A 25,194-nucleotide genomic window follows, 5' to 3' on the forward strand; every position below is an offset into this window, starting at 1 on the left:
CTTTTAAAACAAAAACCCCTCTTCCAAAAGAAAGAGGGGGCTAGTTTTTCATAAATATGACCTGATCCTCTTATCTCAAGCATGATTGCTCTGGAATTGGCACAGTACTATAAAAGTCCGCTGCCGAGGCTTCAAAGGGCCAGTCCCTCCACCTCTCTTGATAAGAAATTTTTGAATATATTAAATTGTTTTATTACTATACAATTAAACAATCAAAGCTGTCAACACTTATAGAGAATTTTTCCAACCAGAGGGACAGGTTACTTGTCCCAAATAAAAAATGGGACAGTGTACCTGTCCCTCTGTTTGTTAAGTTTTTGTCACTTCAGTTGTTTTTCTGTCGAAACACTTTCAATTACAGACAAATTTTTGCATAATATTCCTTGTGTCTATTTTATTTTCGGAGGATATGAACGATGGCTAAGGAAACCAAGAAACTTATGATGTGCATTAATGGTCTTAAATCTGATTTATTTCAAATTGCGGAAAATACTGGTCTAGATAGTCGGTATACGTTGGAATGTATTATTCAATTGGACGAACTAATTAAGCGATATCATCAGGAAAATGAAAAAAACAACACGATTGAATGATGTGAAAATTCATTTAACCAAACCTCTTAGAAGGATTTACTAAAATCCAACTTACATAAACTAAAACTCTTATAAAAAAAAGAACCACCTGATAGGTAGCTTTAAAGTCTAATAATTTCTTTTTCATACACTAATTCAACTAAATACTTTTCATCGATTTTCATGATTTCAAGTTGTCCATTTTGATAATCATGCAATACTGTGTAAAGACAGCCCTTATACATTACTTTATCATTTACAAACATTAGTAATTACCTCTCACTTTAAAGATCATTTTCTAACATATGATAACGAATGAATATTAATTAATGATAGTAATCCTATTACAAATCGGTAAATTTAATGTAAATTTCGTATCTTTAGTTTATCTAATACAAATACATTTATGGTCATATTTTTGACGTAAAATAAAAAATTGGGACAGTTTACTGTCCCTCTAGAACCCACCTTCTCCTCCTCCTCCGCCATTTAGATGGTTATATTGATTTCCCATCACTTCGGACTCTACATTATGATTCCCTTTATTAACATCTGGAGGAACAGCTCCTGTTTTTTTATCAAAGTATATAGCGAATGTTATCACAATGCTTAATGGGATCAAAAAAATCAACCAAATCACAAAATCTCCCCTTTAGAAATCGCCATATCAGAAAATAAAATATTCAGATTATTTATATTTTACCATAATTTTTCCATCAACTACAGATTTTCTCCTGATTTAACTAGTTAACCTATCCTTAAATAATCAATAAATAACAATTCTATATTGTTTTTAAAATAATAATCTCAAATTGATATTTGTTTAATATCAATTTGAGATATATAATAAAAACAAGAACAACACAGAAAACGTTTACAACATTAACACAACAACGTTTTTCCCATATTTAAGGAGGATTTACCATGAGCCAATTAGCTAGACAATCTAAAGTAAAGGATTTATTAGCGAAGAAAAAATTCAATGAAAAAGAAATCGCAGAAATGACAGATCCGCAAATTGAATACTATCACTGGCTCTATTTTGAAGATTCTGTTTACGACTATATGTAATTTACTATATTAATAGAGAAAAAGCTTTTGTACTTTGTACAAAAGCTTTTTTGTTTTAAATTACCTTATGAACCTCCTTTAAATAAGTAGCCACCTCAAATGTGTTCACCTTCAATTCTACGATTACCAAAAATACGAAACATCGCCAATAATTTGATTATTTTGTGCCAAAAATTTGGCCTGTTTTCAATCTAAATCATTTTAAAACTAGCTAACAAGCCTTATAAATTCATATATTTTATAAAAAGTGTAAGTTTTAGAAACTTGGCACACCTCTTGCATATATGTTTATCGAAAAACTAAGGGAGGGCTTTAATATGAAAACAAGTGTTGACAAACAAGTAACAAATCAAGTGATTCCTACAACAATGAAAGCTGCAGTTGTAAACGAATTCAAACAAAAACTAGAGGTAAAAGAAATTCCAGTCCCAACTCTTGAGTATGGCGAAATTTTAGTAAAAATTAAAGCGTGTGGAGTTTGTCACACTGACCTTCACGCTGCACACGGTGACTGGCCGGTAAAACCAAAGCTTCCATTAGTACCTGGACATGAAGGTGTTGGAGAAGTCGTAAAGGTGGCAGAAGGTGTTACTTCCATTAAAATTGGAGATATCGTTGGCATTCCTTGGTTATACTCTGCTTGTGGTGAATGTGAATACTGCTTAACAGGGAGAGAAACACTTTGTCATGATCAGTTAAATGCCGGCTATTCAGTTGATGGTGGTTATGCAGAATATTGCAAAGCACCTGCAAACTATGTTGTAAAAGTACCAGCTGGTGTTGATCTTGCTGAAATTTCTCCAATTTTTTGTGCTGGGGTTACAACATACAAGGCATTAAAAGTAAGTGAAGCTAAGCCTGGTGACTGGGTAGCGATTTATGGTATCGGTGGCCTTGGACATGTTGCTTTACAATATGCAAAAGCAATGGGTTTCAACGTTATTGCTGTAGATATTCAAGATGACAAGCTTGATTTAGCATCCGAATTAGGAGCAGATTTAACAATTAATGGCTTAAAATGTGATCCTATTCAAGAAATTAAAGATAAAGTAGGCGGAGTTCAAGCAGCTGTTAGTGTTGCGGTAACGAAAAAAGCATTTGAACAAGCTTACGGATCTGTTAAGCGTGGTGGAACTCTAGTTGTTGTTGGTCTTCCAAATGATGAGCTTCCAATTCCAATTTTTGATACTGTTCTTAACGGTGTTTCTGTTAAAGGTTCAATTGTTGGAACAAGAAAAGACCTCCAGGAAGCCGTACAGTTTGCTGCAGAAGGAAAAGTTAAAACAAATATATCAACAGAGCCACTTGATAACATTAATGATGTATTCGAAAGAATGGAAAAAGGTCAAATTAACGGACGTGTTGTATTAACACTTGAATAATCATAAAATCTTAAAGTAAGTGAAACACAAAAAGCGTTCAGATGACTTGAAACAAGATGCAACTGGACGCTTTTGGAATATATATAAAATCAAATGTTACTGTACAAACAGGTAAATCAGTTATGAAAAAAACCACCTATAAATCCATCTGACAGTTCATAGCCAAAAATAAATGATCCAATAATATAAGCTAATATGAAGGCAATAATAATTCCAACAAAGTTATTTTCAATTTGCTTCATTTTTTCATTTTTCATGGCTGTCCTCCTGCATTTACCTAGCAATCGATTATTCTTAATATTCCTACTTAAAAATAAGTTATACCAATTATATAAACAGGTAAATTCAGTTGTGTTTACAAAAGGCCTTTATGTTTACTATTTATTTCTTCATGTAACTTTTCCCCTTTTCATAGTTCTCCTTCTTCATCTCTTCCGGTAACATGCTTCCTCCTGTTGCCCACACCAAATGGGTTGCATGAGGATACTGAAATTCGGGGTGATTAATGATATGTATTACACCTGGAAATCCAGCTAAAGCTGAAGGTTCTAAATTTATATTTTCTGTGTCAACTAACATAGTAAGCAATTGAAAAAGATGTTCATCTTCAACAGTATAAACTCCACTGATAAGTTCTTCTAGTAGCTTTCCGACAAAACCTGAAGGTCTGCCTACAGCTAATCCGTCAGCTTCTGTGACATTGTCAATATCAAAGTCTTGGACAGAAACTTTTTCATGTAGTCCAGTTAATAAACCTAAAAGCATTGCTGGAGAATGAGTTGGCTCTGCAAAGAAGCAATGCACTGAATCCTTAAAAATCAATTTTAATCCGAAGGCAACTCCGCCTGGACCTCCACCCACACCACATGGTAAATAGACGAATAGCGGATTTTCTTCATTTACTACTATCCCTAACTCTTCTAATTGCTTTTGTAATCGCAGCGCTGCCACTGCGTATCCTAAAAACAGATCTTTCGAATTCTCATCATCTATAAAATGCATATTCTCATTTGCTTGAGCTTGCCTTCTTCCTTCAGTAACAGCTTTACTATAGTCGGAATTATACTCAATAACAGTAACACCTTTTTCTTTTAATAAGTCTTTTTTCCATTTTTTCGCATCAGCTGACATGTGCACATATACGTTGAACCCTAATTTAGCACTTATGATTCCAATACTAAGTCCGAGATTACCTGTCGAACCTACAGCGATTGAATAGTGTGAAAATAATTCTCTAAACGATTTGTTAGTTAAAATGGAGTAATCATCATCATATGATAACATTCCTTTGTCTATAGCAATGCGTTCAGCAAATTTTAATACTTCATAAATTCCACCTCTAGCTTTAATGGAACCTGAAATAGGTAAAAAGTTGTCAGTTTTCAGAAAAACTTCTTGATTTACATGCATCTTATAGTGATTTTCCATCGCCTTTTTCATTTTAGGAATACGAATAGTTCGTGAATCAATCATTCCATTAGTCTCTTTTGTTTCTGGGAAAGCCTTAATAAGATATGGTGCAAATCTTATTAGCCTTTCTTCCGCTTCCTTCACATCATCCAGCGTAATGGAAAGTTTGGATTCAGCTTTTTCAAAATTTTTATATTTAGGATTTTGCCAAAATGTTTCCTCTGTTTCCATTATTGTATGTAGATTAGGATTGTCCCTCTTCCATTCTTCTAATGTTTTACCATGAATTAATTTCATTAAAATTACCCTCTTTTTTTTACTTCTTTTTCATTCCTACAAAATAACCAAAATAAAAAATAACGATTGAATAACCAATTAACATAAGAATAGGTGTTGTGATGGATAGACTAAAGTTTACAAGTGCAGAGTATGCTTTAAGGATTTGTGGTACCAATTGGTCCTTTGTAGATAGATAATATATGTTCACAATGAATAAACAAAGAATAATAAAAAATAAAGCGCGGAAAATTTGTGTTATGTTCGTTTGCTTCTTTGCTTTCGATCCTGTTTTTTTTGCCGTTTCCATATTCTGCCCCCTTCCCATTTCTTCTTAAGTAATAAAATTATATTTAACTTAGATAGTTCCTGCTTTTTAAAGAAAGTTCTTTTTAAAATCTCTAAAAAAGAATTCATAATAAAATTTTATGAAGTGGACAATCCATATTTATAAAAATTATCTAAACCTTACATTTTTGTTGGCGTTTTTTAATACAATTCTTATAGAGGTGATAAAAATGCCAAGAGTAAAATACACCGATAGTGACATCGATTTAATGGCAAGGATGATGCGAGCAGAAGCAGAAGGTGAAGCAAACTAGGAATGCTAATGGTTGGCAATGTTATTGTTAATCGACTAAAGGCTAATTGTTTAGATTTTAAAGACTTACGATCAGTACGAGATGTTATTTACCAGGTTCAGGGTGGAAATTATTCTTTTGAAGCTGTTCAAAAAGGGAATGTTTTTTACCAAAGAGCAAGAGGTATAGAAAAAAAACTAGCTAAACAAAATCTTGATTATTGGAGAGAACATCCTTCAAAGTTTGCACTTTGGTACTTTAATCCTTATGCTGCATGTCCACCTACATGGTACGATCAACCTATCACAGGACAATACAAACAACATTGCTATTATGAACCAAAGCCTGATACTTGCGAAGGTGCTTACGTTTGGTAAAGGTAAATCCCCACAATTGTGGGGATTTTTGATATTAATCTCTTATTTTAGAATCACTTATATTACTATCATCAAAACATTGAAAACAAAATAGCTCTGATTGATCGTTTAGCTTTCCATTTAAAAATCCGTCAATACAATATATTGTCTTGCTACATTCAATACAAATCCCTACTTTTTCGACCATAATAATATCCTCACACTAAAATGATTCGTAATGAACAAGTTCATTTTTTGGAGTACTATCCTTTTTACTTGGGGCTTCTTTTTGATACCCCAATCCTAAGACCGCAATAACCCTTCGATCAGAAGGAATGTGAAGGGTTTTTCTTACATATTCTTCTCCTTGTTCTGATTTCACTTCATCCTCCATATTAAAAACAGCTCCAAAAGCACAACCAAGTCCTTCGTTAACTGCTGATAACCAAATATAACTACATGCAATCGATGCATCCTGCAGCCAATACTTGCTAATTTCAGGACGCCCTGTCACAATAACGGCACCTTGTGCTTCTTTCAACCACTTCATATATGGTGTTGTATGGTAAAGAAGATCTAATGTCTCTCGATTTGTTACAACAACAAATTCTCTAGAAGGCAAGTTGTTACCAGTCGGGGCTAGACATGCTTGATTAAGAATTTCCTCCATCACTTCTTTTGGAATTTTTTCTTCTAAAAAACTTGTAATTTCTCTACGTTTTTTAAGTACCTGATTAAATTCCATTCTTTCCCCTCCACAATAAAGAACGTATTGTCAAAACTTCTATAAGAAATAGGTTATAAAATATCTCCATAGAGGGCTTTATAGGCAAAAAAATTGCCACCCCCTAAATTCTTTGGATAATTGAGGTTACCACACACCCAACAACCAAGAATGGAAGTGACAATTTGTACCCTCAAATTATAACCTATTTATTAACTTTTATAAACTATCAAGAACAACTCATTCGAACATTGCTTACTTTATTGATTGGTAAAAGCATGTTCGATAAACCTACTGAACAGCCCGTAAATAAACCTTATCGAAAACTTCAAGTGGATGACCTTCCGGTCATTGAAGTTCTAGAACAGCTTGATTATCGAGTTCTTCTTAGTGAATATCTAGAGATGAACGGGAAAGCTCTCAAACCTGTTCAAAGGCGTAAGAATGCAAAAGTTTCCGTACCTAAAGCCATGAACTGTCCAAAGTGTGGTGCTCCATCGGATTATCTTTATGCCAACAATGGAGATAAAGGTCAGTATCAATGCAAGGTGTGTACAGAACTTTTCAGTGAAAAGAACCGTTACTCTAAGGAGGCCATCCTGAAGTGTCCTCATTGTTCCAAGACTCTCGAGAAAATAAAAGAAAGAATATAAATGCTAATTTAATAATGTACAAAGATGATCATATAAGAATGTACAGTTCTGCAATATGCATGCATAATTACTTTGAGGTGGAGAGAATGCATGTACAGCTAGATTTACAGACAGAAATAGAAATTAAAAGCCTAGAAGTGTAAACGAGCACATTAGTTCAGCACTCCGTTTTCAAATTACTTCGGGAGTTTATCTGAAATAATGTGCTTATTTTTTCACTTTAATCCTGAGTTTGAAAAAATTTGATCAAATAACTTCAGTTCTTAAACAAAAAAGAAGACCCTAAATCGGGTCTGAAACCTTTATAAAGTTCTCTAGTTCAACTCTAACTTTATAGACTTCATTTATATGCAACACAAGTTTGACCTCATCCACTAACGTAATAAACCAATCTAAGTCTTTCTCAAGAAAGGCTTGAAAATATTGATTTCTTATCAATAGTTCAAAAGAATATCCTTGTTGTATCCAGTAGTCACAGTGACCCACCCACAATTTCCACTCTTTTTCTTCTCGATCGAATATAATAATACCTTCTGTTTTCATATCCCACTATCTTCGATAGCTAAGCGCACAACTTCATCATCAATTTGTTCTTTTTTTAATTGTGCTCCAAATAGTAAACTATTGGTTGTCAGTCTGTTGATTACACGGGGCCAGCCTTGAGAACGCAGGGCAATGGCTTCAATTGCGGTTTCCGTAAAAATTGGTATTTTTGAACCGGCTAGTTTCATGTGATGGTCGATATACTCTGTAACTTCTTCTTTATCCAAGGGCTGAATTTCATATTTCATAATTAAACGCTGGGAGAGTGGCCGGTGATGGTTAATAGATAATCGTGTCTTTAAATGCGGTAATCCAGCTAATATCAAGATAAAAGGATTACTTGAATCCATTTGAAAGTTAAATAAAATGGCTAAATCCTGCAGAAATGCATCTTTTGCCATATGCATTTCATCTAGAATAAAAACAGGAGTAACCTTTCGCTCGTTTGCCATTCGTTCGATCCCTTCTTGTATTTGTCGGAATAAATCAACCTTACGGAATTTTGGTTCTTCTCCAAGTCCATAGACTAATCCACGATAAAAATCCATTACTCCTCCTGTAGAAAGAGGAAAATAAACAACGTGGTAAAGGGAAGGATTCAATGATTCTTTAAATGATCGTAACGTAAATGTTTTTCCAGCGCCTGGATCTCCAATAAGAAGCCCCATTCCTCTTGACTTCTTTAGGTAATCAAGTGCTCCAAGAGCCCCTTGATAATCGCTCGACCGAAAAGCATCGGTTGATCGCAAATCTTTTGAAAATGGAGTTTGAGCCAAGGAATAGAATGTCTTATACATGGTTTATTCCCTCCGTATCTTCCGATAAGTTAAATGGAGAACGCACTCTCTTTGAATGTGCATTATCTGTCATAGATACAGGAACAGCCTCAGCGACCTTTTGGTCGTTTTCAAACACAAAAATACCTGTCTCATCAAATCGAACATCAATCGAGTGACCTATAAAACGTGGAGGTACTTCATAGAGTTGTTTATTTAACGTAATCGTACTATCGGCCTTCACTTTACGATATTCTCTCTTCAAAAAGATTGTATCTAGGATTTTCGTATTCTCTAAGAAGGTTACACTCTCTACTTGAGATTGATAGACTTCATGTGGAGTCTTCCCATCTAAAGAGGCGTGAATACGACGATGATAGTCTTCTTCAAGCCACCTCCAAAAACGCTCGTTTAGCTCCTCCAACGAATCAACTGGTTTTGCTTGTAGTAAAGGATAAAACCTTGTTTGAATGGTTTTAAAAAGTCTTTCGATTTTTCCTTTCGCACGTGGATCATATGGTTGAGTGTGAGCCAGTGTTATACCTAACTGAGCACATGCATATTGGAGCGTCTCAGAACGATAAATCTTGCCGTTATCTGCATAGATCACGGTTGGTTTTCCTCTCCGAAGGAGTGCTTCCTTCGTCACAACTCTTACACCTTCAAACTTCTCTGACGAGAAAAACTGGCCGAACGGAACAAGCCGAGAACAATCGTCAATGTAAGCAATTAAAAACGTCTTTCTCTTCTTACCATCAATCGGAATGTAAGGCCCATGAGACAAATCCCCCTGCCATAGATGATTTATTCGATCATGGGCAAATCTTTTCCTTTCAGGTATTGCGATTATTTTCTTACCTACAAGGTTGTGTTTTTTTAATAAACGATTTATAGTTGAATAAGATATTTTGTTTTTTTGTATTTCTCCTAGGTCAATGAGATGTTCGTAGAAAACACTCACTGGCATATGGAGAAATTTTTTTCTTATATGAAGAATTTGATCCTGATCTTCTGCAGTGAGTCTCCTAGAATTCCCCTTATCAGTCCGTTTCTTCGGCTTTAATGCATCAAATCCACTTCGGCGATAATGAAGCAGCCATTCCTTGATTGTTTTCTCTGCCACTGTTCGCTCCCCATAATAAGGAATAGAGTGAACCTTTCCTGCCAACTCTCCAAAGTACTCTTTGACATCTACCTGTTCATTTAATAGTGGGGCAATTAGACCATACCGAAATAAGGCCACTTGTTCACGTTCTTTTTCATTCATGGAATCTTCCTCCTTTTTAGTAGAAGGACGACCGGTCATCCATGATTATTATTCTACTTTTTTCAATTTTTTCTGACTATGAAAAAAGTATGTGGGACGAATAATATTTTTATCTTTCTAAAAATATGGTAGAATTAATGTGCCATAAAGTAGGATGAACTATGCCCCCATGACCTTCGTAAGAAGGTGGATTCGCCAAAATCTTGGAGCTTTTTCATATATTTTATGGCTTCTTTTTTTATATCTTTTGAAAATCCACTTGCTTGTCCCAAAGCGACAAAAAAAGAATGAATCCATTTGATACTCTTGTAGTACCTCGTAAGATGGAACCTTAATAATTGTCGACTTCCATTAGCCTTCTTATCCTCTAGAATCCGATATAGCCTATGCAGAATGGTTTCAATTGTGTGTTGAAAGTAAGGGATAAAGAAATCCGGAAGGATAGAAAAGCTAACCTTGCATTGTAAACATTTCATCCTGCAAATAGGCACTCTCAATGACACTTCCTCAGTCAGTCCAAAACGCCAGTAATAACCATTTCTATGTAAGTTTCCCGAAGAATGACATTTACAGTTTGGACATTGATCAAATAATGGAAACTCATTATTAATTCCCTTTTTGGCATATTCTACTAAACTTAAACCAAAATCATAAGAAATGATCATAATAAAAAACTCCCCCCTAATAATATGCAAAAAATTTAGCACATTGTCATGGAGAAGTATAGATAGTGAACTGTGAGTATTTGAAAATAATGAATGGTTTTTGGATGAGATATAGTGCTCGTTTACACTAGAAGATTTACCACAGTTAAAATTTCTTATGGAGAGCTTAAATATGAAAATAAATAAAAGTAAGGTTGGGCGTGAAATGGGTGTAGATAGGAGGACAGTGGATCGGTATTTAAAGGGCATGGGATCAAATAAAACTCGTAATAGAAAGTCTAGAATAGATGAGTTATATGATGTGATCTCTGAATTACTCTCAAAAGAATCAATACAAACTTTTTACTACAAGAGGGTTCTCTGGGAGTACCTAAAGGACAACCACGGTTTGGATTGTTCCCAGTCTTCTTTCCGAAGATACATATCGAACAAACCTGAGTTCCAAGCATACTTTACCGATGGCCAGAAGACTCAAGCCAATCAATCAGTTATTCGGTTTGAAACCCCTCCAGGGGAACAAGCACAATTCGACTGGAAGGAGAACATAAAATACGTAACGTCTGAGGGAGAAATTTTAAAGGTCAATGTAGGAGTCTTTCTGTTAGGAAATTCGAGATACAAGTCTTATGGTTTGACCCTGTCAAAGTCACAAAGTGTATTGATGTCATTTTTGATGGAGAGCTTTGAAGCAATCGGAGGGGTTCCAAAGACCATATTAACAGACAATATGAATACAGTAATGGATGAACATAGAACAGAATATTCAGGAGGAGTGGTTAATGAACGTTTTGAACAATTTGCCAATGATAGTGGATTTGAAATTAAACCCTGTATTGCAGGAAGACCAAGGACAAAAGGGAAAGTAGAGAGTATTATGAAGCTTTTAGATGAAATTCATGCGTATCAGGGGAAGTTCACTTTTGAAGGTCTTCATCAATTTGTACAAATGCTTTGTGAACGCCATAATCAAAGTTTTAATCAAGGTAATAGGAAAATTCCGATACTTGCCTTAAAACAAGAAAAGAGTCACTTACTCCCCTTACCAAGGAAAGAAATAAGAGACTCTTATAAAATCAAACACAGGCTCGTAAAAGTAAACCCTGCAAGTATGATTACATACAAATCAAACCAGTATTCAGTACCAGCTGAATACAAAGGGAAAACCGTAGGTTTACAAGTCTATGACGACCACATACATGTTTATTATAACATGGATTTGATCGCACAACATCGAGTCAGTAAAAAGGTATTAAATTACAAGGAAGAACATTATCTAGACGTGTTGTCACGGGGGATGCCAGATTATCCTGATATTGACGAGCTAGCTAAAAATAATCTACTGACTATGGATGAGGTGTATAAAATTGAATAGTAGTTATCAACAATTAGTAAGTAATTTGGAATATTTAAACTTAAAACAGATGATAAATCATCTTCACGATACCATTGATTTTAGTACCAAGAATGAATTATCTTTCGTTGATACATTGATGAAGTTAACGAACTATGAAATTGATGTGCGTGAGAAGACAATGATTAATTCGATGGTTAAGGTGGGGGCTTTTCCCCACCGCAAAGAGATAAATGAGTTTAATTTTAATTTTCAACCAGCAATAAATAAACAACAGATTCTTGATTTTATTTCTCTGCGGTTTATCGAAGATAAACAAAATATTATCTTCATGGGAACGAGTGGTGTCGGTAAAACCCACTTAGCTACTTCCATAGGAATCGCTGCAGCTAAAAAACGAACAAGTACCTATTTTATTAAATGTAATGAACTTATCTTGAACTTAAAAAAGGCAAAGCTAGAAAACCGATTAGAATCTCGATTAAAGCACTATGGGAAGTATAAATTATTAATTATTGATGAAATTGGTTACCTTCCAATTGACAAAGAAGATGCCAAACTATTTTTTCAGCTGATTGATTTAAGATACGAAAAGAAAAGTACAATTTTAACAACAAATATAGGCTTTAAAGAATGGGATGCGGTGTTCCAGGATACTAAATTAGCAAATGCAATATTAGATCGTGTTTTACACCACGCAACAGTCGTAAATATTGTTGGTCCTTCTTACAGAATTAAAGATCACTTAGCAAAAGAAGATGATGATTAATTTTGTACATTCTTAAACGATCAAAGTTGTACATCGTTAGCTTGACATTTACAAAAGAAAAGATTTTCACGTGTTTAAGTGCAAGAACAATGACTGTTCTTATTATCAAAAGAAGCTCAATGGGATGACTTCAAAAGAAAAGAAAAGGTTCAAAAAGGACCCTCAAGCATTTAAATTGAGATACATTTTCCGTCAGTTTTATATCGATTTCCAGCCGTTATCTAAGGAATCACCAGAACTGCCGGCCGTGGACTTATCAAAGATTTATGCATCCCCACATACATTAGGATTGATCCTAACCTATCATGTAAACTATGGCCTTTCGGCCCGTAAAACAGCTGCGATTATGCAGGACGTACACGGAGTGATGATTTCACATCAGACTGTATTGAACTACGAAAATAGCGTAGCTTTATTACTTAAACCTTATGTGGATCACTATCCCTATGAACTTTCAGACCAATTCTGCGGTGATGAAACGTATATCAGAGTAAACGGTCGATGGCATTATTTATTTTTCTTTTTTGACGCCGTGAAAAAGATTATTCTTTCGTATCCGGTGTCGCCTAATCGAGACACAGCAACAGCCATTCGAGCAATTGATGAGGTCTTAATCAAGATGAAAGAGATTCCAGAAAATCTGACCTTTGTGGTAGACGGGAATCCAATCTATCTTTTAGCCCAACATTTCTTCGCTCAACATGAGATTTTATTCGATGTGAAGCAGGTCATTGGATTAACCAATGAGGACCCTGTTTCAACCGAATATAGACCAATGAAACAAATAATTGAGAGACTTAACCGCACCTTTAAGGGCAATTATCGCTCCACTCATGGATTCGGCTCTGAACATGGTTCCATTTCATACGTCACCTTATTTACGGCCTACTTTAACTTTTTGCGTCCGCATGCCGCCTTAGAAGGAAAAGTGCCCGTAGTGAATCCAGAACTCAAGGGGCTTCCAACAATGCCAGCACGTTGGACAAAGCTCATTGGATTAGCACAACAATGGATAGTAGAACAAAGACAAGCCTAACTTTTTGTTTAGCTGAGCCCTTAAGCTAATTCAGCAATCGGCGGAGCGAACTCTTGACAAACCGAACTTGCCAATGGTTTAAAATGGAAACAACCAAGGGCTTATTTGGTATGCCTTCTTTTGTTCCCTTCGCCCTTGTTAAACAATCCACAAACCATTGGCGTGTTTGTCAAGAGAGATTGCGGCGCATCTCCATCCAGTAAATAGGAGAGAAGCTAACCCTTTAGGTAGTTTTCATAAATCTTTTGACACTACCATAAAGAAATATTTTATATACATCTTTATTTCACCAAATATAGGAAAAGAAATCAATCATTTCATCTTATGTAAAGAGATTACCTATCAATAGCTAACCGGCACCCTTCGTTAGTGGTTATATTAACAACATCAACTACTCTTTTCCAGCAACGTTTTCCATACGATTATATGTATTTAATACATTTTGAAAAAGTTCAGGATCATTCGTAAATACACCGGTAACTCCCCATAACAATGCGTTTTCCATTTCTTCCTTATCATTTATTGTGTAAGGATGAATGTCAAGACCACTTTTTCTAGCCTTTTCTACGTATGCTTGATTGATAGATGGAAAGTTTGGAGCAATTCCGATCGCGTATTTTTTAATTGCAGCTAGTTGTTTGTCTGAAATAGAGGCTTTACCTGTATAAGCTAAAAGCTGAACTAAAGGGATATTAGGGTTTAGCTCGTGAATTTTTTCTAGACTTTCTGAACTGAATGATTGAATAATCACATGGTTAGTATCATCATTATGGCTTGTAAGTTGATAGATATCTAGAAGTTCTAGTAGCTTTTCCTCCATATTTCGGTATTTTATTGGTGATTTTGTTTCAATATAATAATTAGCATCATTTCCAAACGTTTGAAAAATTTCCTCTAGTGTAGGTACTTCCAATTCTTTAAAAGCTTCGTTCGCATACTCCGGGTACATGTCATTAAACCACGAACCAGCATCTAATTTCTTAATTTCATCCAATGTTATATCTTTAACGAATCCAGTTCCATTTGTTGTACGATCCACCGTTTCATCATGCATGGCAACAAGATGACCATCCTTTGTCATTTGAAGATCTATTTCAATATAACTCCCATTAACCTTCTCCCCCAGTTCATAAGAAGCAATTGTATGTTCAGGTGCATATCCAGAAGCACCACGGTGCGCAACAATTAAATGGTTTGTATTAGAATTTGAGGAATTCACTTGTTGTGATAATGGAATTTGCAATTTATAAATCATAAGAACAACGATCGTAATAAATAATAATACCGGCCCTAATCTTTTCATATTTATACAACAAACTCCCTTAAGTAATGTATACCTCTCACTTTAAAGGGAGTTTGTAAATTTCAAGCTACTTTTTTGTAAATTCTTTCATCTTATAGTTACCACCGATTTTTCACTAGTTCAATCAGTCCATCGGAAAAACTTCATTCCAATGATTGAGCAAGAAACAAAAATCATAACTAAAACCCCAATATCACCCAAGGCTTGTGCTGTAAAAAGTGTTCCATTCCAACCATCTCTTAACACATTTACAACATAAGTTAAAGGAACAAGAATAGCTATTTTTTGTAAAATTTCTGGTAAAGCTTCAAGTGGAAGTGTTGCACCTGATAAAAACATCATAGGATACATGGCAACCATGGCAATTCCCAGCGCTGTTTGCATCCGTTTCACTAAGCTCGAAACGAGAAATCCTAATGAAAAAAATGTGATTGAGCAAAAGGTTAAAGCTATTATAAATTCGATAGGATTTTTTGTTAAATTCGTTTGAAATCCAAATTTTGATATAAGTAAAATTTCTATTACTCCAACATAAATCGCGAAAAACCCTTTGATAATTGTTGCCGTAAAGATGGCTCTTTGGTTAATCGGGGTACCTTTAAGCCGCTTGTAAACTCCTTTTTCACGGTCAATAACAATTTGAAGCCCCATTGAGAAAAAAGCAGTTGTAAAAATAATAATCGCAATCATACTTGGAATATAAGCCTGAAAATAATCCAACCCATCATAGGAATTTGTTTTAAACATTAACCCAAATACAACAAAACTAACTCCTGGTACAATAAACGTAAAAAGTAACGCTAATGTTTCTCGAAAAAATAAGGTTAATTCCATTTTTGTATGTGTAACAACTGATTGCATTCTAACTCCTCCTTTATTGCCCTACCGCGTATTGTAAGTAAACATCTTCCATTGAGCCTTTACAAGTTAATGATTGAATTAATTGAATAGGCTCATCACATGCAACAAGTTTCCCTTGTTTGATGATCGCAATTCGATCGCAATGTCTTTGTGCTTCATCCATATAATGAGTCGACAGAATAATTGTTTTACCTTCCCCTCTAAACTTATTAATAGCTTTCCATAATTCAAGACGTGCCTGTGGATCTAATCCTGTAGTTGGTTCATCTAAGAAAATAATCTCAGGATCATTTACCAGCGCTAGTGCGAGCGATGTTCGCTGCTGCCAGCCACCTGATAAGTTTTTAATATATTTATTGAGATATGGCTCAAGATCAAGTGTTGAAATGATTTCATTTAAATCTCTTCTTTTTTCATAATAAGAACTAAAGAGATTTAATGCCTCTTTTACTTTAATCCGATCATAAAGAGCTGTTTGCTGAAGCTGAATCCCAATTTTTTGTTTCAATTCATTTGAAGCAGTAATCATATCCTTTCCCAATACTTTCACTGACCCAGAATCCGGTTTTCTAAGGCCCATCATCATTTCTAGTGTTGTTGATTTCCCAGCTCCATTTGCCCCGATAATTCCAAGTACCTCTCCTTTTCTAACCTGTAATGTCATTCCATCAACCGCTTTAACATCACCATAGCTTTTCACAATATGTTCAAGTTCAATTACATTTACCATCTTCACAACTCCTTTTGTCTTGGCTCTATTTATAACCTTATCTTACAAACGGAGTCTTAATTTAATCTTAACTGAACCATATTTTACTATTAAACTTACATGTAATTGATCAAAGGGTAATGCAAAATAAAGAGGTATAGCACGAATGTGCTATACCTCTTTAACAGGAAGTTCTATGATAAAATTCGTTTTTCCACGCACGGGCTTTGTATCGAGTATGATCTTCCCTTCGTGCTTTTCGATAATTTTTTTTGTAATAGCTAATCCTAAACCAGAGCCACCGTCATTCTTTCTACTTTTATCTCCTCTTACAAAAGGATCAAATAATGTATTGGTCAGGTCGTCTTTAATACCAGTTCCATCATCTCCAATTTCTAAGGTGATACAATTCGCTCTTTTTGTTAACGAGATAAACACTGTTGTTTGTTCGGGATTGTACTTAGCAGCATTTTCTAATAAGTTTGAAATAGCACGATATAGAAGCTTCGAGTCAAATTCATATATCAATTTAGTAATTGGGATGTCAATGTTTAGCTCCATTTTCTTTTCTGAGAACAACTGATAATATTCTACAATAACTTCTCTGAAAAACTCACAAAGATCTTTTTTCTCTTTATTCAATTGGGAGTCCGGTGTTTCCAATTTTGAAAACATAAAAAGCTCATCAATTAATGTTGTTACTCTTACAGACTTGTCATGAATATACTTTAAATAACGTTGTTTTTGTTCTTCATCTTCCACAAATTCTTCATATAATGCTTTTGAATATCCTTGAATGGTTGTCATTGGTGTTTTTAAATCATGAGAAAGATCTGCCAGCATTCTTTTTTTACTTTCTTCAAGTTGTTCTTTTTCTTCCATCAGTCGCTTCAAATCTTCATTTAGTTCTTTGTATCTAAGCGATGCTCTCATTATAAATGGTAATATTCCTCCACCAAATAACGGAGGAAGAAAGCTAATAAGTAAATGCAGTTTATCAGGAAAAATTTCTTGATAGATAAGGGTAATACTAGATAATGTAAAAAGTCCACATAAAACGTACATCCACTTTATTGGCAATCGTACAAACAGGTACACAAACACAAAAACAATATATAAATACATCGGGTTGTAAAAATAAGCAAAAATAAGAGTAATGATGATCTCACTTGTTACTAAATATTTTACTAATTTTTCACTCCAAAATATCTGCCTGTAGATGATCATAAATGCAAGCATCAACAATAAACCAGGATACTGCTTATTTGAAGGTTCTTGCAACAAAAAGTAAAAAGGAATACACATATTCGCAATATACATATATGGAAGAAATCCTTCTTCCTTTGGAAACAGCTTAAAAATCAAATTTATCCCTACCTCAAAAAAATAGACCTAATAAAGGCCTATTAAGTCATTTTTCAAACTTGTATCCCAATCCTCTCACTGTTTTTATATAGGTTGGTTTTTTCGGATTTTCTTCAATCTTTTCCCTTAGCTTCGAGATATGGACATTAATGGTATTATCCTCTTCACCACCAATGTAATAATCATTCCATGCTCTTTCAAAAATTTGCTGCTTTGTAAAAACTCTTCCAGGATAATCCATTAACATCTCAAGAATTCTATATTCAATTTTCGTTAACTGAATGACCAATTCTTGTTTTATAATGGAAAACGAATTTTCATCTAGTGTGAGATTTCCAACAACTTTTTTTCGTGATTCATGATCTTCTGGTTGTGTTATTGCTTCTAAGGAATAGTTATAGCTCCTTCTTAAAAGAGCATGAACTCTTGCTACAACTTCCAAAGGATTGAATGGCTTTTGAATAAAATCATCCGCTCCTAAACTAAGACCTTCTATTTTGTCTTGATCTTCTTGTTTTGCCGATATAATAATAATTGGAATTTGTAACGTTTCTCTCACTTTTTTAATAAGTTGATAGCCATCAATGATCGGCATCATAATGTCCACAAGCATTAAATCGATTTGTTCTTTTGCAATTAGTTGAAATGCATCCATTCCATCATGTGCCTCAATAATATGAAAGCCTTCTTTTTTTAGATAAAGGCTGAGCAATTCGGTAATCTCTGGTTGATCATCAACGATTAAAATGGTTCTACTCACTGGCGGTCCTTCTCTCTCTAAATAATAGAACTTTTGTCATCTACCTTTAGTATAGCAAGCTATGAAAAAAGTGAAAGAAGAAGTTGTCATTTTTAACCAAAAAAAGCTTACCTCATTGTAAATTAAGAGGTAAACTTCCTGATAAACAGATCATTAAATAAACAAGATAGTATATTTAATATCAAAGCATTTCCTTAAATGTTCTAGCTTGTTCATCTAATTGCTGTGCTGACATGCATATGTTTTTAAACTCTTGCATTGCTTGCTCAATCAATGTTTGACTGCTTGTTATTCCTGTTTGTGAACGCTGTGTTACATCACTGATTTTAACAATTTCACTTGTAATTCCTTCGATATGTGCATTTACTTCTTGAACAGAATCTTGTACACGATTTGCTAGTTTTCGAACTTCATCTGCTACAACGTTAAATCCTCTTCCATGTTCCCCGGCACGAGCTGCTTCTATCGCTGCATTTAAAGCTAAAAGATTGGTTTGTGAAGCAATTTCACGAATTGTTTTCGTGATGTTTTCAATAGAAGAAGCTTTTTGTTTTAACATTGTTAAAATTTCTAAGTTTTCACCTGATTGTGAGACAAGCTCCGCATTCGCATCTGCAACGTCTTCACTGGTAGAGATTCCTTCTTCTGCCCGATCTAAAAGATCAGCGGACATTTGCTTTAATCGCGAGGCAACTTCTACTGTATGTTTTTCTCGTATTGTAATATCTGTAGCAATTTTGACAACACCTTGTACTACCCCATATTCATCTAAAACTGGTGAATAAGTTGCTTCAAGCCAAATATGTCGACCTGTTTTCGTTACACGCTGTATTTTTTCTTGAAAACTTTTCCCTTTCCGTAAATTTCTCCAAAATTCCAGGTACTCTCTTCCTCTAGAAAATTCTTCTGTGCAAAACTGTTTATGCAACAGATTAGGCATTTCTGACATTTGATATTCCATTGTTTTCGCGAAGTTTTCATTTGCCCATAATACTTTTCCATGCGGATCAAATGTAATCATTGCAACTGATTTCTCGATTGCACTTAGAACTGAAACTTCGTCTAAAACATGGGATGATTTGGAAACGCTTGCTAATTTAGATACCAGCATAATAATTATCCTCAATTCTGTCCTATTATTTTAGTAAAAAATGATTGCTCACTCATTTATCATAGTCTAAAAATACTACGATTGTAAAACTTGAACACTCTAAATCTAGTCATATTTACACACTCTTAACAATTGGTCGTTTTTCTCCTATAAATATAGTGTTGTCGAAAACACGATTGATGACCTCTACAATATTCAACAAAATTACTCGTAAGCTCGAAATTTGTATTAAACTTTAAAAAAGAACGCTATATCTATATACTAATATTGTTTTAGAGATAACAACTTCTGTTTTCCTTTTATTTTACGAAAGAAATGATACCTAGGAATATAATCCTATATCAATGCGACAAAAAACAACAGTTTCCTCTCATTTCTTCTATAAGATTTTCATTATGAAATTCCAGTGATTAACATATGCTTTTTCATTATTTTTCCTTCCTTTACACGATAATTTATTAAGCAGATTTTTCTAACTGCTCTTTATATTTCTGATTTTATTGAAAAAAAGTCATACTCAACTATTATCTGATCGTCACTAATTTAGTCAGTAAAGGTACACAAATAGTCACTTTATTTGGTAACTCCTTCTTTTCAGGTGGTGTGTTTCTGTATTATAATTTTGTATAAATCACACTAGGGGGCTAAAAGATGTAGGCTGTTTTTCTACCCAAAACTAAAATTGAATATAAGTGAGGTAGAAAAATGGGAACAACATCTTTTAGACACCTTTGGCTCGGACAGTTACTAGCAAACAGTGGTGATGTGTTTTACATTGTTGGGCTTATGGCCATTATTCATGAGCAAACAGGTTCGGCTATGTATTTAGCGGTTGTACCGTTTATCATCACTGTTGCAAAATTCAGTAGTGGCTTTATTGCACCGCTGCTTTTGGATCAATATCGATTAAAATCGCTATTGGTTTTTTCACAGTTAGGAAAGACGTTGATACTCTTTACTATGCAATTAGGAACGATCTTCTTCTCATGGAATCTCATCATTATCTTTTTTCTTGTATTTTGCATTTCTTTTTTTGATGGATGGGCAACACCTGCCAGAAATGCAATGCTGCCTCGACTTGTCCAAAAAGAGGAATTAGTAAAAGCGAACAGTTTTGTTTCTACTTTAGATCAAACGGTTCAACTCGGTGGTTGGGCATCAGGAGGAATATTAGTTACCCTAATTGGTGGAAATCATGTGATTTGGCTCACTCTATGTTTATTTGTTCTATCAACATTTTATATGCAATTGCTTAGAGATGACGCTGAACAAATCGTAAATAAAGACTCGGTGCTATCTAAATGGGAATCACTAAAAGAAGGTTGGCGTTATATTTGGAAAGTGCCGTCAATAAGATCGATTTCTTTCATTTATGTTTTGGAATATTTTGCGAGTGCAGTGTGGATTGCAGCAATTCTCTATGTTTATGTGGACGAAATATTAGGGAAAGATCAAGCATGGTGGGGTTATATCAATGCAACCTTTTTTCTTGGCCTTGTTATTGGAGGACTTTTTGCCGTGAAGTTTGCAAGGGTTGTTGATTCACATCTTCCTTATGTGATTATTATTTCTTCATTTGGAATTTGTATTGGTACATTTACCGTTGGTTTAAATTCATCACCAATAGCAGCCCTCTTTCTTTCAGCATTATGTGGATTTTTAGAGCAGGTAAAAAGCATTTCCTTACAAACGTCTTTACAAAGAGCTGCTTCAATTCATCAATTACCTAAAATTTATGCGGCACAAGGTGCATTGCTTTCTCTAGTTTTTGCTGTTTCTTCTGTTACATTTGGATTTTTAACAGAGTTGTACTCTGTTAGTTTTTCATTCATCGTAGCAGCATTATTATTGTTTAGTTCAGGAATATATTCAACTATTAAAAAGAAACTACTATCATCGTAGTTATAGATTACTAAAAAGATTTAGTAAAATGGAACGAGTTAGGTTTTCGAATAGCACACCAATGTCCGAGAGGCGGATAAATATAAGCGGATCTTTTCCGTTTAAATGAAGAATGGAACTTGGTTTGGACGATATAAGCGGAATTTTTCCGTTTAAGCAAAGAAAAATGGTCCATTTTCATCTTATTCGATTAAATAGGTGGAATTTTTCCGTCTATTTAATCTATTTTTCATGCTTTTAACACATTAAGAGAAATTTCTCCGCTTATTTTAGCAGCTGATTTCCTTGTATTTCTTGTAAATTAGGATATTTGTTAAACCGGATGCCTATCCTGATACACTTGTCACCAAGCACTTTCCTTTGCTGATTTCCTTGCTAAATCGTTTTTTAAGCCTGGTGAGAATTACTATTTGAAAAACAATGTTAATTCGTATTTTGTACTTCAAAACTGATCCTTTTAGTAAAAATGACGTATCCTTTTTTGTTTCAAAGTAAACGCAAAACCAAGTAAATTTTCCCTAATCTTCAAAATAAAACAAACCTCATGAATGAATAGAGGTTTGCTTTATTTTGAGTACAGATATTTCTCGGACAATAGAGTAGTCCAACCTATTCTCCGCTTTCTTGTTTCTCCCACTTTGCAACTTCCGAGCGCACCAAAGGAGCTACTTCTTTACCTAATAGTTCAATCGCTCTCATCACATCATCATGAGGCATGCTGCCAACAGGTACATGTAACATAAAACGAGTGATTCCTACATTTTTTCGTAGGTAAATGATTTTCTCAGCAACAGTTTTTGGATTCCCTACATACAGAGCACCCTCAAGTGTTCGAGCCATATCAAAGCTTCCTCTTGTATACGGACTCCAGCCACGTTCTTTCCCTAATTTGTTCATTACATATTGTGTAGAAGGGAAGAATTTATCTGCTGCTTCTTCTGTTGTATCTGCAATGAACCCATGAGAATGTGAGGCAACGGTTAACTTAGAAATGTCGTGGCCAGCATGAGCAACAGCCTTTTTATATAATTGTACGAGTGGCTCAAATTGTACAGGCATTCCCCCTATAATGGCCAATACGAGCGGTAACCCAAGAACACCTGCTCGAATAACTGATTCAGAATTTCCCCCACTTCCAATCCATACTGGTAAAGGATCTTGCACTGGTCGTGGGTAAACACCTCGGTTATGTATAGCTGGGCGATGTCCACCTTTCCATGATACCTTTTCAGATTCACGAATTTTTAATAATAATGCAAGATTCTCTTCGAACAATTCATCATAATCTTTTAAATCAAAACCGAATAAAGGGAACGATTCAATAAATGAACCTCTTCCAGCCATAATTTCTGCTCGTCCATTTGAAATGGCATCAAGTGTCGCAAAGTCTTGAAAAACCCGAACTGGATCAGCTGATGATAACACCGTAACCGCACTTGTTAGACGAATGTTTCTTGTTTGCGAGGCAGCAGCTGATAGAATGACTGCTGGACTGGAAGATGCAAAATCTTCACGATGATGTTCACCTACACCAAATACATCTAGTCCAACTGAATCTGCGAGGACAATTTCCTCTACTACTTCTCGTATTCTCTCAGCATGACTTATCACCTTGCCTGTTTTCAAATCTGGTGTTGTTTCCACAAAGGTACTTACTCCTATTTCCATTGTTGTTCCTCCTACTTTTATGGATAATTAGAATTATAGCAAAAAGAATGATATTTCTCCTTTTATAAGTACTTTTACTTAAAAGTAAATAGTAAATTAACCTTCCCTCTTTTACCATAGCATGTATAAACTTAAATATCTTGTCAACAACATAAGAAATAGGAATGGCCAAGGACCATCCCTATTTCTTATCATTCTAGTTTATTGTTTTGCAGTTTTGCACATTTCTTACTTACCATCTACCACTTCTTTTAAAATCTCATACGAACGTTTTTGTTTGTCTTGATCATAGATATAGGAAACAGCCATGATTTCATCAACATTATATTTTTCTTGGAAGTTTGTTAGTTGTTGACGAATTGAATCCTTACTACCAAGCAATGTAACACTGGACATAGATGTAGCCATTTCTCTTTCATGAGGCTGCCATAAGTCTTCCATACTTTCTACTGGTGGTTGTAATGGATTCTGCGTTCCGCGGACAACATTTAAGAAAAATTGCTGCATGGAAGTTTGTTCTCGTCTTGCCTCTTCGTCACTTTCATCTGCAATCACATTTAGACATACCGTCATATAAGGTTTATCTAAATATTCAGATGGCTGGAATCTTGCTCGATATATGGAAATGGCTTCCTCCATGTAACGTGGAGCAAAATGTGAAGCAAATACATATGGTAAGCCTAGTTTAGCTGCTAAGTATGCTGAATCAGTTGAAGAACCAAGAATATAAATAGGAATGTTTGTCCCAACGCCTGGATGTGCCTTCACATAGTCTTGTCGCTCCATCGGACCAAAATAAGTAAGTAATGAGTTAACATCTTCCGGAAATGTATAAACGGAATCATTTTGTGATCGTCTTAGTGCACTTGCTGTCATCATATCTGTGCCTGGTGCACGACCTAAACCTAAATCGAGACGATTTGGATAAATGGTAGCCATTGTTCCAAATTGTTCAGCAACAACTAGTGGAGAATGGTTCGGTAGCATAATTCCTCCAGATCCTACACGAATTCTTTCCGTGTTTTCTAGAGTATGTTTAATTAAAATGGATGTAGCAGAACTTACTAGTGTTGATGTATTATGGTGCTCTGCAATCCAATATCGTGAGTAACCCATTTTTTCTGTTGCCTGCGCTAAATCAACCATCGAATCAATTGCATCTTTCGCTTCCTGTCCTTTGCGAATAGGCACCAAATTCAAAACAGAAACAGGTATTTGTATATTTGACATAGTAATTGTCCTTTCTTCATCAAGTTCTTTACTATCGTACCAATTTAAATCGAAGAAAAAAAATTTTATGCTTACTACTTTTCAATTTGAAATTCGAAGTCTATTTCCTTGACCTGACCCCCAATATATGTCCTTTCAACAAATTTAACTTCCTCATTCTTCATGAAAAGTACTGTCGAAGATCTTGTACCATAATCCGGTGTTCTTATAAATAATGGAGATAGCTTTCTTTCCCATTCGATAGATACACCAGTACTTGGTAATTCTGAATCTGCAACTGGATCTGCATATTGTAGGCTTGAAAACAAACACTCTGTCAATTTTTCACCTGCTTGATTTAAGCAGTTTTGTAAACCTTCCTTCCCTTTACGAACTTTCGGCCATGGTGTATCAAGTAAAGAATTACTTAATCCATACAAACCCGGTTGAAGTAATTTTATTTCATTTTCTACGTTTGAATAATAGTAAAGTGCATCTTGATTTCCAACAAGTAAATTAAATCCTGGATAATGTTCACGATTTTCTTGAATGTTATCCAAGTAGTCCTTGGGATTTTCATTGAATTGCAGAAATTTGCTCACTAGTTCCCCCCGAGATCGTACCTGTTTATTTTCTTTTGCCGGTTCTCTGTAATTCGTAAGTGCTGCAAAACGACCGTTTTTTGTAACTCCCATCCATGTTCCCATTTTTTCTAAGTCTCTTCCTGCTAATATATTTGGGACATCTTTCCAAAACCCAGCTTGAGCTGTAGATCGTTTATAGTATTCATCTCGATTTGCAGAAAGTATTAGACGATAAACAGGATCTATTTTGTACGCAAAATTAATTAAGCACATTTCTATCACTTCCTTAC

Annotated in this window: 24 protein-coding genes, 5 pseudogenes and 1 riboswitch; of the genes and pseudogenes, 9 read left to right on the top strand and 20 right to left on the bottom strand. The window is 34.8% G+C overall.

What is annotated here, in order from left to right; translation table 11 throughout:
* Nucleotides 1-67: 67 nt before the first annotated feature.
* Nucleotides 68-167: riboswitch (SAM riboswitch) on the bottom strand.
* Nucleotides 168-416: 249 nt separating this feature from the next.
* Nucleotides 417-593 carry a hypothetical protein gene (locus LPC09_RS14105; protein ID WP_231307598.1) on the top strand — a complete coding sequence of 59 codons (177 nt, stop codon included), beginning with the start codon at nucleotides 417-419 and terminating at the stop codon, nucleotides 591-593.
* 101 nt (nucleotides 594-694) lie between these two features.
* On the opposite strand, the gene LPC09_RS14110 is transcribed toward LPC09_RS14105, so the two are convergent.
* Nucleotides 695-838 (bottom strand): hypothetical protein, encoded by a 144-nt coding sequence (locus tag LPC09_RS14110; protein ID WP_231307599.1) that lies wholly within the window; start codon nucleotides 836-838, stop codon nucleotides 695-697.
* A gap of 191 nt (nucleotides 839-1,029) precedes the next feature.
* On the bottom strand, nucleotides 1,030-1,212 hold the full coding sequence (locus tag LPC09_RS14115; RefSeq protein WP_231307600.1) for a hypothetical protein: 183 nt from the start codon (nucleotides 1,210-1,212) through the stop codon (nucleotides 1,030-1,032).
* Between the two features lie 284 nt (nucleotides 1,213-1,496).
* On the opposite strand from LPC09_RS14115, the gene LPC09_RS14120 reads away from it, so the two are divergent.
* A complete protein-coding gene (locus tag LPC09_RS14120) occupies nucleotides 1,497-1,643 on the top strand; it encodes a BH0509 family protein (RefSeq protein ID WP_141549749.1) in 147 nt (48 codons plus the stop codon).
* A 368-nt stretch (nucleotides 1,644-2,011) separates the two neighbouring features.
* Nucleotides 2,012-3,025 carry an alcohol dehydrogenase AdhP gene (adhP, locus tag LPC09_RS14125; RefSeq protein WP_231309761.1) on the top strand — a complete coding sequence of 338 codons (1,014 nt, stop codon included), beginning with the start codon at nucleotides 2,012-2,014 and terminating at the stop codon, nucleotides 3,023-3,025.
* Nucleotides 3,026-3,141: 116 nt separating this feature from the next.
* Here the strand turns inward: adhP and LPC09_RS14130 are convergent, their stop codons facing one another.
* The 3 genes from LPC09_RS14130 to LPC09_RS14140 form a co-directional block, all read right to left on the bottom strand.
* Nucleotides 3,142-3,282 (bottom strand): hypothetical protein, encoded by a 141-nt coding sequence (locus LPC09_RS14130; protein ID WP_231307601.1) that lies wholly within the window; start codon nucleotides 3,280-3,282, stop codon nucleotides 3,142-3,144.
* A gap of 124 nt (nucleotides 3,283-3,406) precedes the next feature.
* Nucleotides 3,407-4,732: a D-serine ammonia-lyase gene (locus LPC09_RS14135; RefSeq protein ID WP_231307602.1), complete on the bottom strand. Its 1,326-nt coding sequence runs from the start codon at nucleotides 4,730-4,732 to the stop codon at nucleotides 3,407-3,409.
* 19 nt (nucleotides 4,733-4,751) lie between these two features.
* Nucleotides 4,752-5,021: a hypothetical protein gene (locus tag LPC09_RS14140; RefSeq protein WP_231307603.1), complete on the bottom strand. Its 270-nt coding sequence runs from the start codon at nucleotides 5,019-5,021 to the stop codon at nucleotides 4,752-4,754.
* 208 nt (nucleotides 5,022-5,229) lie between these two features.
* Here LPC09_RS14140 and LPC09_RS14145 point away from each other — a divergent pair.
* Nucleotides 5,230-5,669: pseudogene (locus LPC09_RS14145) on the top strand (cell wall hydrolase).
* Between the two features lie 202 nt (nucleotides 5,670-5,871).
* Here the strand turns inward: LPC09_RS14145 and LPC09_RS14150 are convergent.
* Entirely contained in the window at nucleotides 5,872-6,393 is a 522-nt protein-coding gene (locus tag LPC09_RS14150; RefSeq protein WP_231307604.1) for a nitroreductase family protein, read from the bottom strand.
* Between the two features lie 164 nt (nucleotides 6,394-6,557).
* On the opposite strand from LPC09_RS14150, the pseudogene LPC09_RS14155 reads away from it, so the two are divergent.
* Nucleotides 6,558-7,019 (top strand): annotated as a pseudogene (locus LPC09_RS14155) (DDE-type integrase/transposase/recombinase); the annotation flags it as partial.
* 288 nt (nucleotides 7,020-7,307) lie between these two features.
* Here LPC09_RS14155 and LPC09_RS14160 read toward each other — a convergent pair.
* The 4 genes from LPC09_RS14160 to LPC09_RS14175 form a co-directional block, all read right to left on the bottom strand.
* Nucleotides 7,308-7,568 carry a hypothetical protein gene (locus LPC09_RS14160; protein ID WP_231307533.1) on the bottom strand — a complete coding sequence of 87 codons (261 nt, stop codon included), beginning with the start codon at nucleotides 7,566-7,568 and terminating at the stop codon, nucleotides 7,308-7,310.
* Entirely contained in the window at nucleotides 7,565-8,365 is an 801-nt protein-coding gene (locus tag LPC09_RS14165) for an ExeA family protein (RefSeq protein WP_231307535.1), read from the bottom strand. The genes LPC09_RS14160 and LPC09_RS14165 overlap by 4 nt, the downstream gene beginning before the upstream one ends.
* Nucleotides 8,358-9,611, bottom strand: a complete 1,254-nt coding sequence (locus LPC09_RS14170) for a DDE-type integrase/transposase/recombinase (RefSeq protein ID WP_231307536.1) — start codon at nucleotides 9,609-9,611, stop codon at nucleotides 8,358-8,360. The genes LPC09_RS14165 and LPC09_RS14170 overlap by 8 nt, the downstream gene beginning before the upstream one ends.
* Before the next feature lie 134 nt (nucleotides 9,612-9,745).
* The gene (locus tag LPC09_RS14175) at nucleotides 9,746-10,276 is read right to left on the bottom strand and encodes a DUF6431 domain-containing protein (protein ID WP_231307537.1); all 531 of its coding nucleotides are present in this window, start codon (nucleotides 10,274-10,276) and stop codon (nucleotides 9,746-9,748) included.
* Between the two features lie 124 nt (nucleotides 10,277-10,400).
* Between LPC09_RS14175 and istA the strand changes: the two are divergent.
* The 3 genes and pseudogenes from istA to LPC09_RS14190 all read left to right on the top strand — a co-directional run.
* Nucleotides 10,401-11,648, top strand: a pseudogene (gene istA / locus LPC09_RS14180) (IS21 family transposase); the annotation flags it as partial.
* Nucleotides 11,641-12,396, top strand: coding sequence for an IS21-like element helper ATPase IstB (istB, locus tag LPC09_RS14185; RefSeq protein WP_098794820.1), 756 nt, complete (start codon nucleotides 11,641-11,643; stop codon nucleotides 12,394-12,396). The pseudogene istA and the gene istB, both read left to right, overlap by 8 nt.
* 46 nt (nucleotides 12,397-12,442) lie before the next feature.
* Nucleotides 12,443-13,432, top strand: a pseudogene (locus LPC09_RS14190) (IS6 family transposase); the annotation flags it as partial.
* A gap of 391 nt (nucleotides 13,433-13,823) precedes the next feature.
* On the opposite strand, the gene LPC09_RS14195 reads toward LPC09_RS14190, so the two are convergent.
* The 7 genes and pseudogenes from LPC09_RS14195 to LPC09_RS27665 form a co-directional block, all read right to left on the bottom strand.
* A complete protein-coding gene (locus tag LPC09_RS14195; RefSeq protein WP_231307607.1) occupies nucleotides 13,824-14,735 on the bottom strand; it encodes a glycerophosphodiester phosphodiesterase in 912 nt (303 codons plus the stop codon).
* Nucleotides 14,736-14,855: 120 nt separating this feature from the next.
* Nucleotides 14,856-15,596 (bottom strand): ABC transporter permease, encoded by a 741-nt coding sequence (locus LPC09_RS14200; RefSeq protein WP_231307608.1) that lies wholly within the window; start codon nucleotides 15,594-15,596, stop codon nucleotides 14,856-14,858.
* A 13-nt stretch (nucleotides 15,597-15,609) separates the two neighbouring features.
* Nucleotides 15,610-16,326 carry an ABC transporter ATP-binding protein gene (locus LPC09_RS14205; protein WP_231307609.1) on the bottom strand — a complete coding sequence of 239 codons (717 nt, stop codon included), beginning with the start codon at nucleotides 16,324-16,326 and terminating at the stop codon, nucleotides 15,610-15,612.
* 150 nt (nucleotides 16,327-16,476) lie between these two features.
* On the bottom strand, nucleotides 16,477-17,670 hold the full coding sequence (locus LPC09_RS14210) for a sensor histidine kinase (RefSeq protein ID WP_231307610.1): 1,194 nt from the start codon (nucleotides 17,668-17,670) through the stop codon (nucleotides 16,477-16,479).
* A gap of 46 nt (nucleotides 17,671-17,716) precedes the next feature.
* Nucleotides 17,717-18,430: a response regulator transcription factor gene (locus LPC09_RS14215; RefSeq protein ID WP_231307611.1), complete on the bottom strand. Its 714-nt coding sequence runs from the start codon at nucleotides 18,428-18,430 to the stop codon at nucleotides 17,717-17,719.
* Nucleotides 18,431-18,611: 181 nt separating this feature from the next.
* A complete protein-coding gene (locus LPC09_RS27660; protein ID WP_442920041.1) occupies nucleotides 18,612-19,103 on the bottom strand; it encodes a methyl-accepting chemotaxis protein in 492 nt (163 codons plus the stop codon).
* 45 nt (nucleotides 19,104-19,148) lie between these two features.
* Nucleotides 19,149-19,541: pseudogene (locus LPC09_RS27665) on the bottom strand (PAS domain-containing protein); the annotation flags it as partial.
* Between the two features lie 705 nt (nucleotides 19,542-20,246).
* Between LPC09_RS27665 and LPC09_RS14230 the strand changes: the two are divergent.
* On the top strand, nucleotides 20,247-21,443 hold the full coding sequence (locus tag LPC09_RS14230) for an MFS transporter (RefSeq protein ID WP_231307612.1): 1,197 nt from the start codon (nucleotides 20,247-20,249) through the stop codon (nucleotides 21,441-21,443).
* 609 nt (nucleotides 21,444-22,052) lie between these two features.
* Here LPC09_RS14230 and LPC09_RS14235 read toward each other — a convergent pair.
* The 3 genes from LPC09_RS14235 to LPC09_RS14245 all read right to left on the bottom strand — a co-directional run bounded on the left by LPC09_RS14235 (nucleotide 22,053) and on the right by LPC09_RS14245 (nucleotide 25,177).
* On the bottom strand, nucleotides 22,053-23,111 hold the full coding sequence (locus LPC09_RS14235; protein WP_231307613.1) for an LLM class flavin-dependent oxidoreductase: 1,059 nt from the start codon (nucleotides 23,109-23,111) through the stop codon (nucleotides 22,053-22,055).
* 228 nt (nucleotides 23,112-23,339) lie between these two features.
* Nucleotides 23,340-24,341, bottom strand: a complete 1,002-nt coding sequence (locus LPC09_RS14240; RefSeq protein WP_231307614.1) for an LLM class flavin-dependent oxidoreductase — start codon at nucleotides 24,339-24,341, stop codon at nucleotides 23,340-23,342.
* A 74-nt stretch (nucleotides 24,342-24,415) separates the two neighbouring features.
* Nucleotides 24,416-25,177: an NRDE family protein gene (locus tag LPC09_RS14245; protein WP_231307615.1), complete on the bottom strand. Its 762-nt coding sequence runs from the start codon at nucleotides 25,175-25,177 to the stop codon at nucleotides 24,416-24,418.
* Nucleotides 25,178-25,194 lie beyond the last annotated feature (17 nt).

The sequence above is a fragment of the Metabacillus sp. B2-18 genome, assembly GCF_021117275.1.
Lineage (GTDB): Bacteria > Bacillota > Bacilli > Bacillales > Bacillaceae > Metabacillus.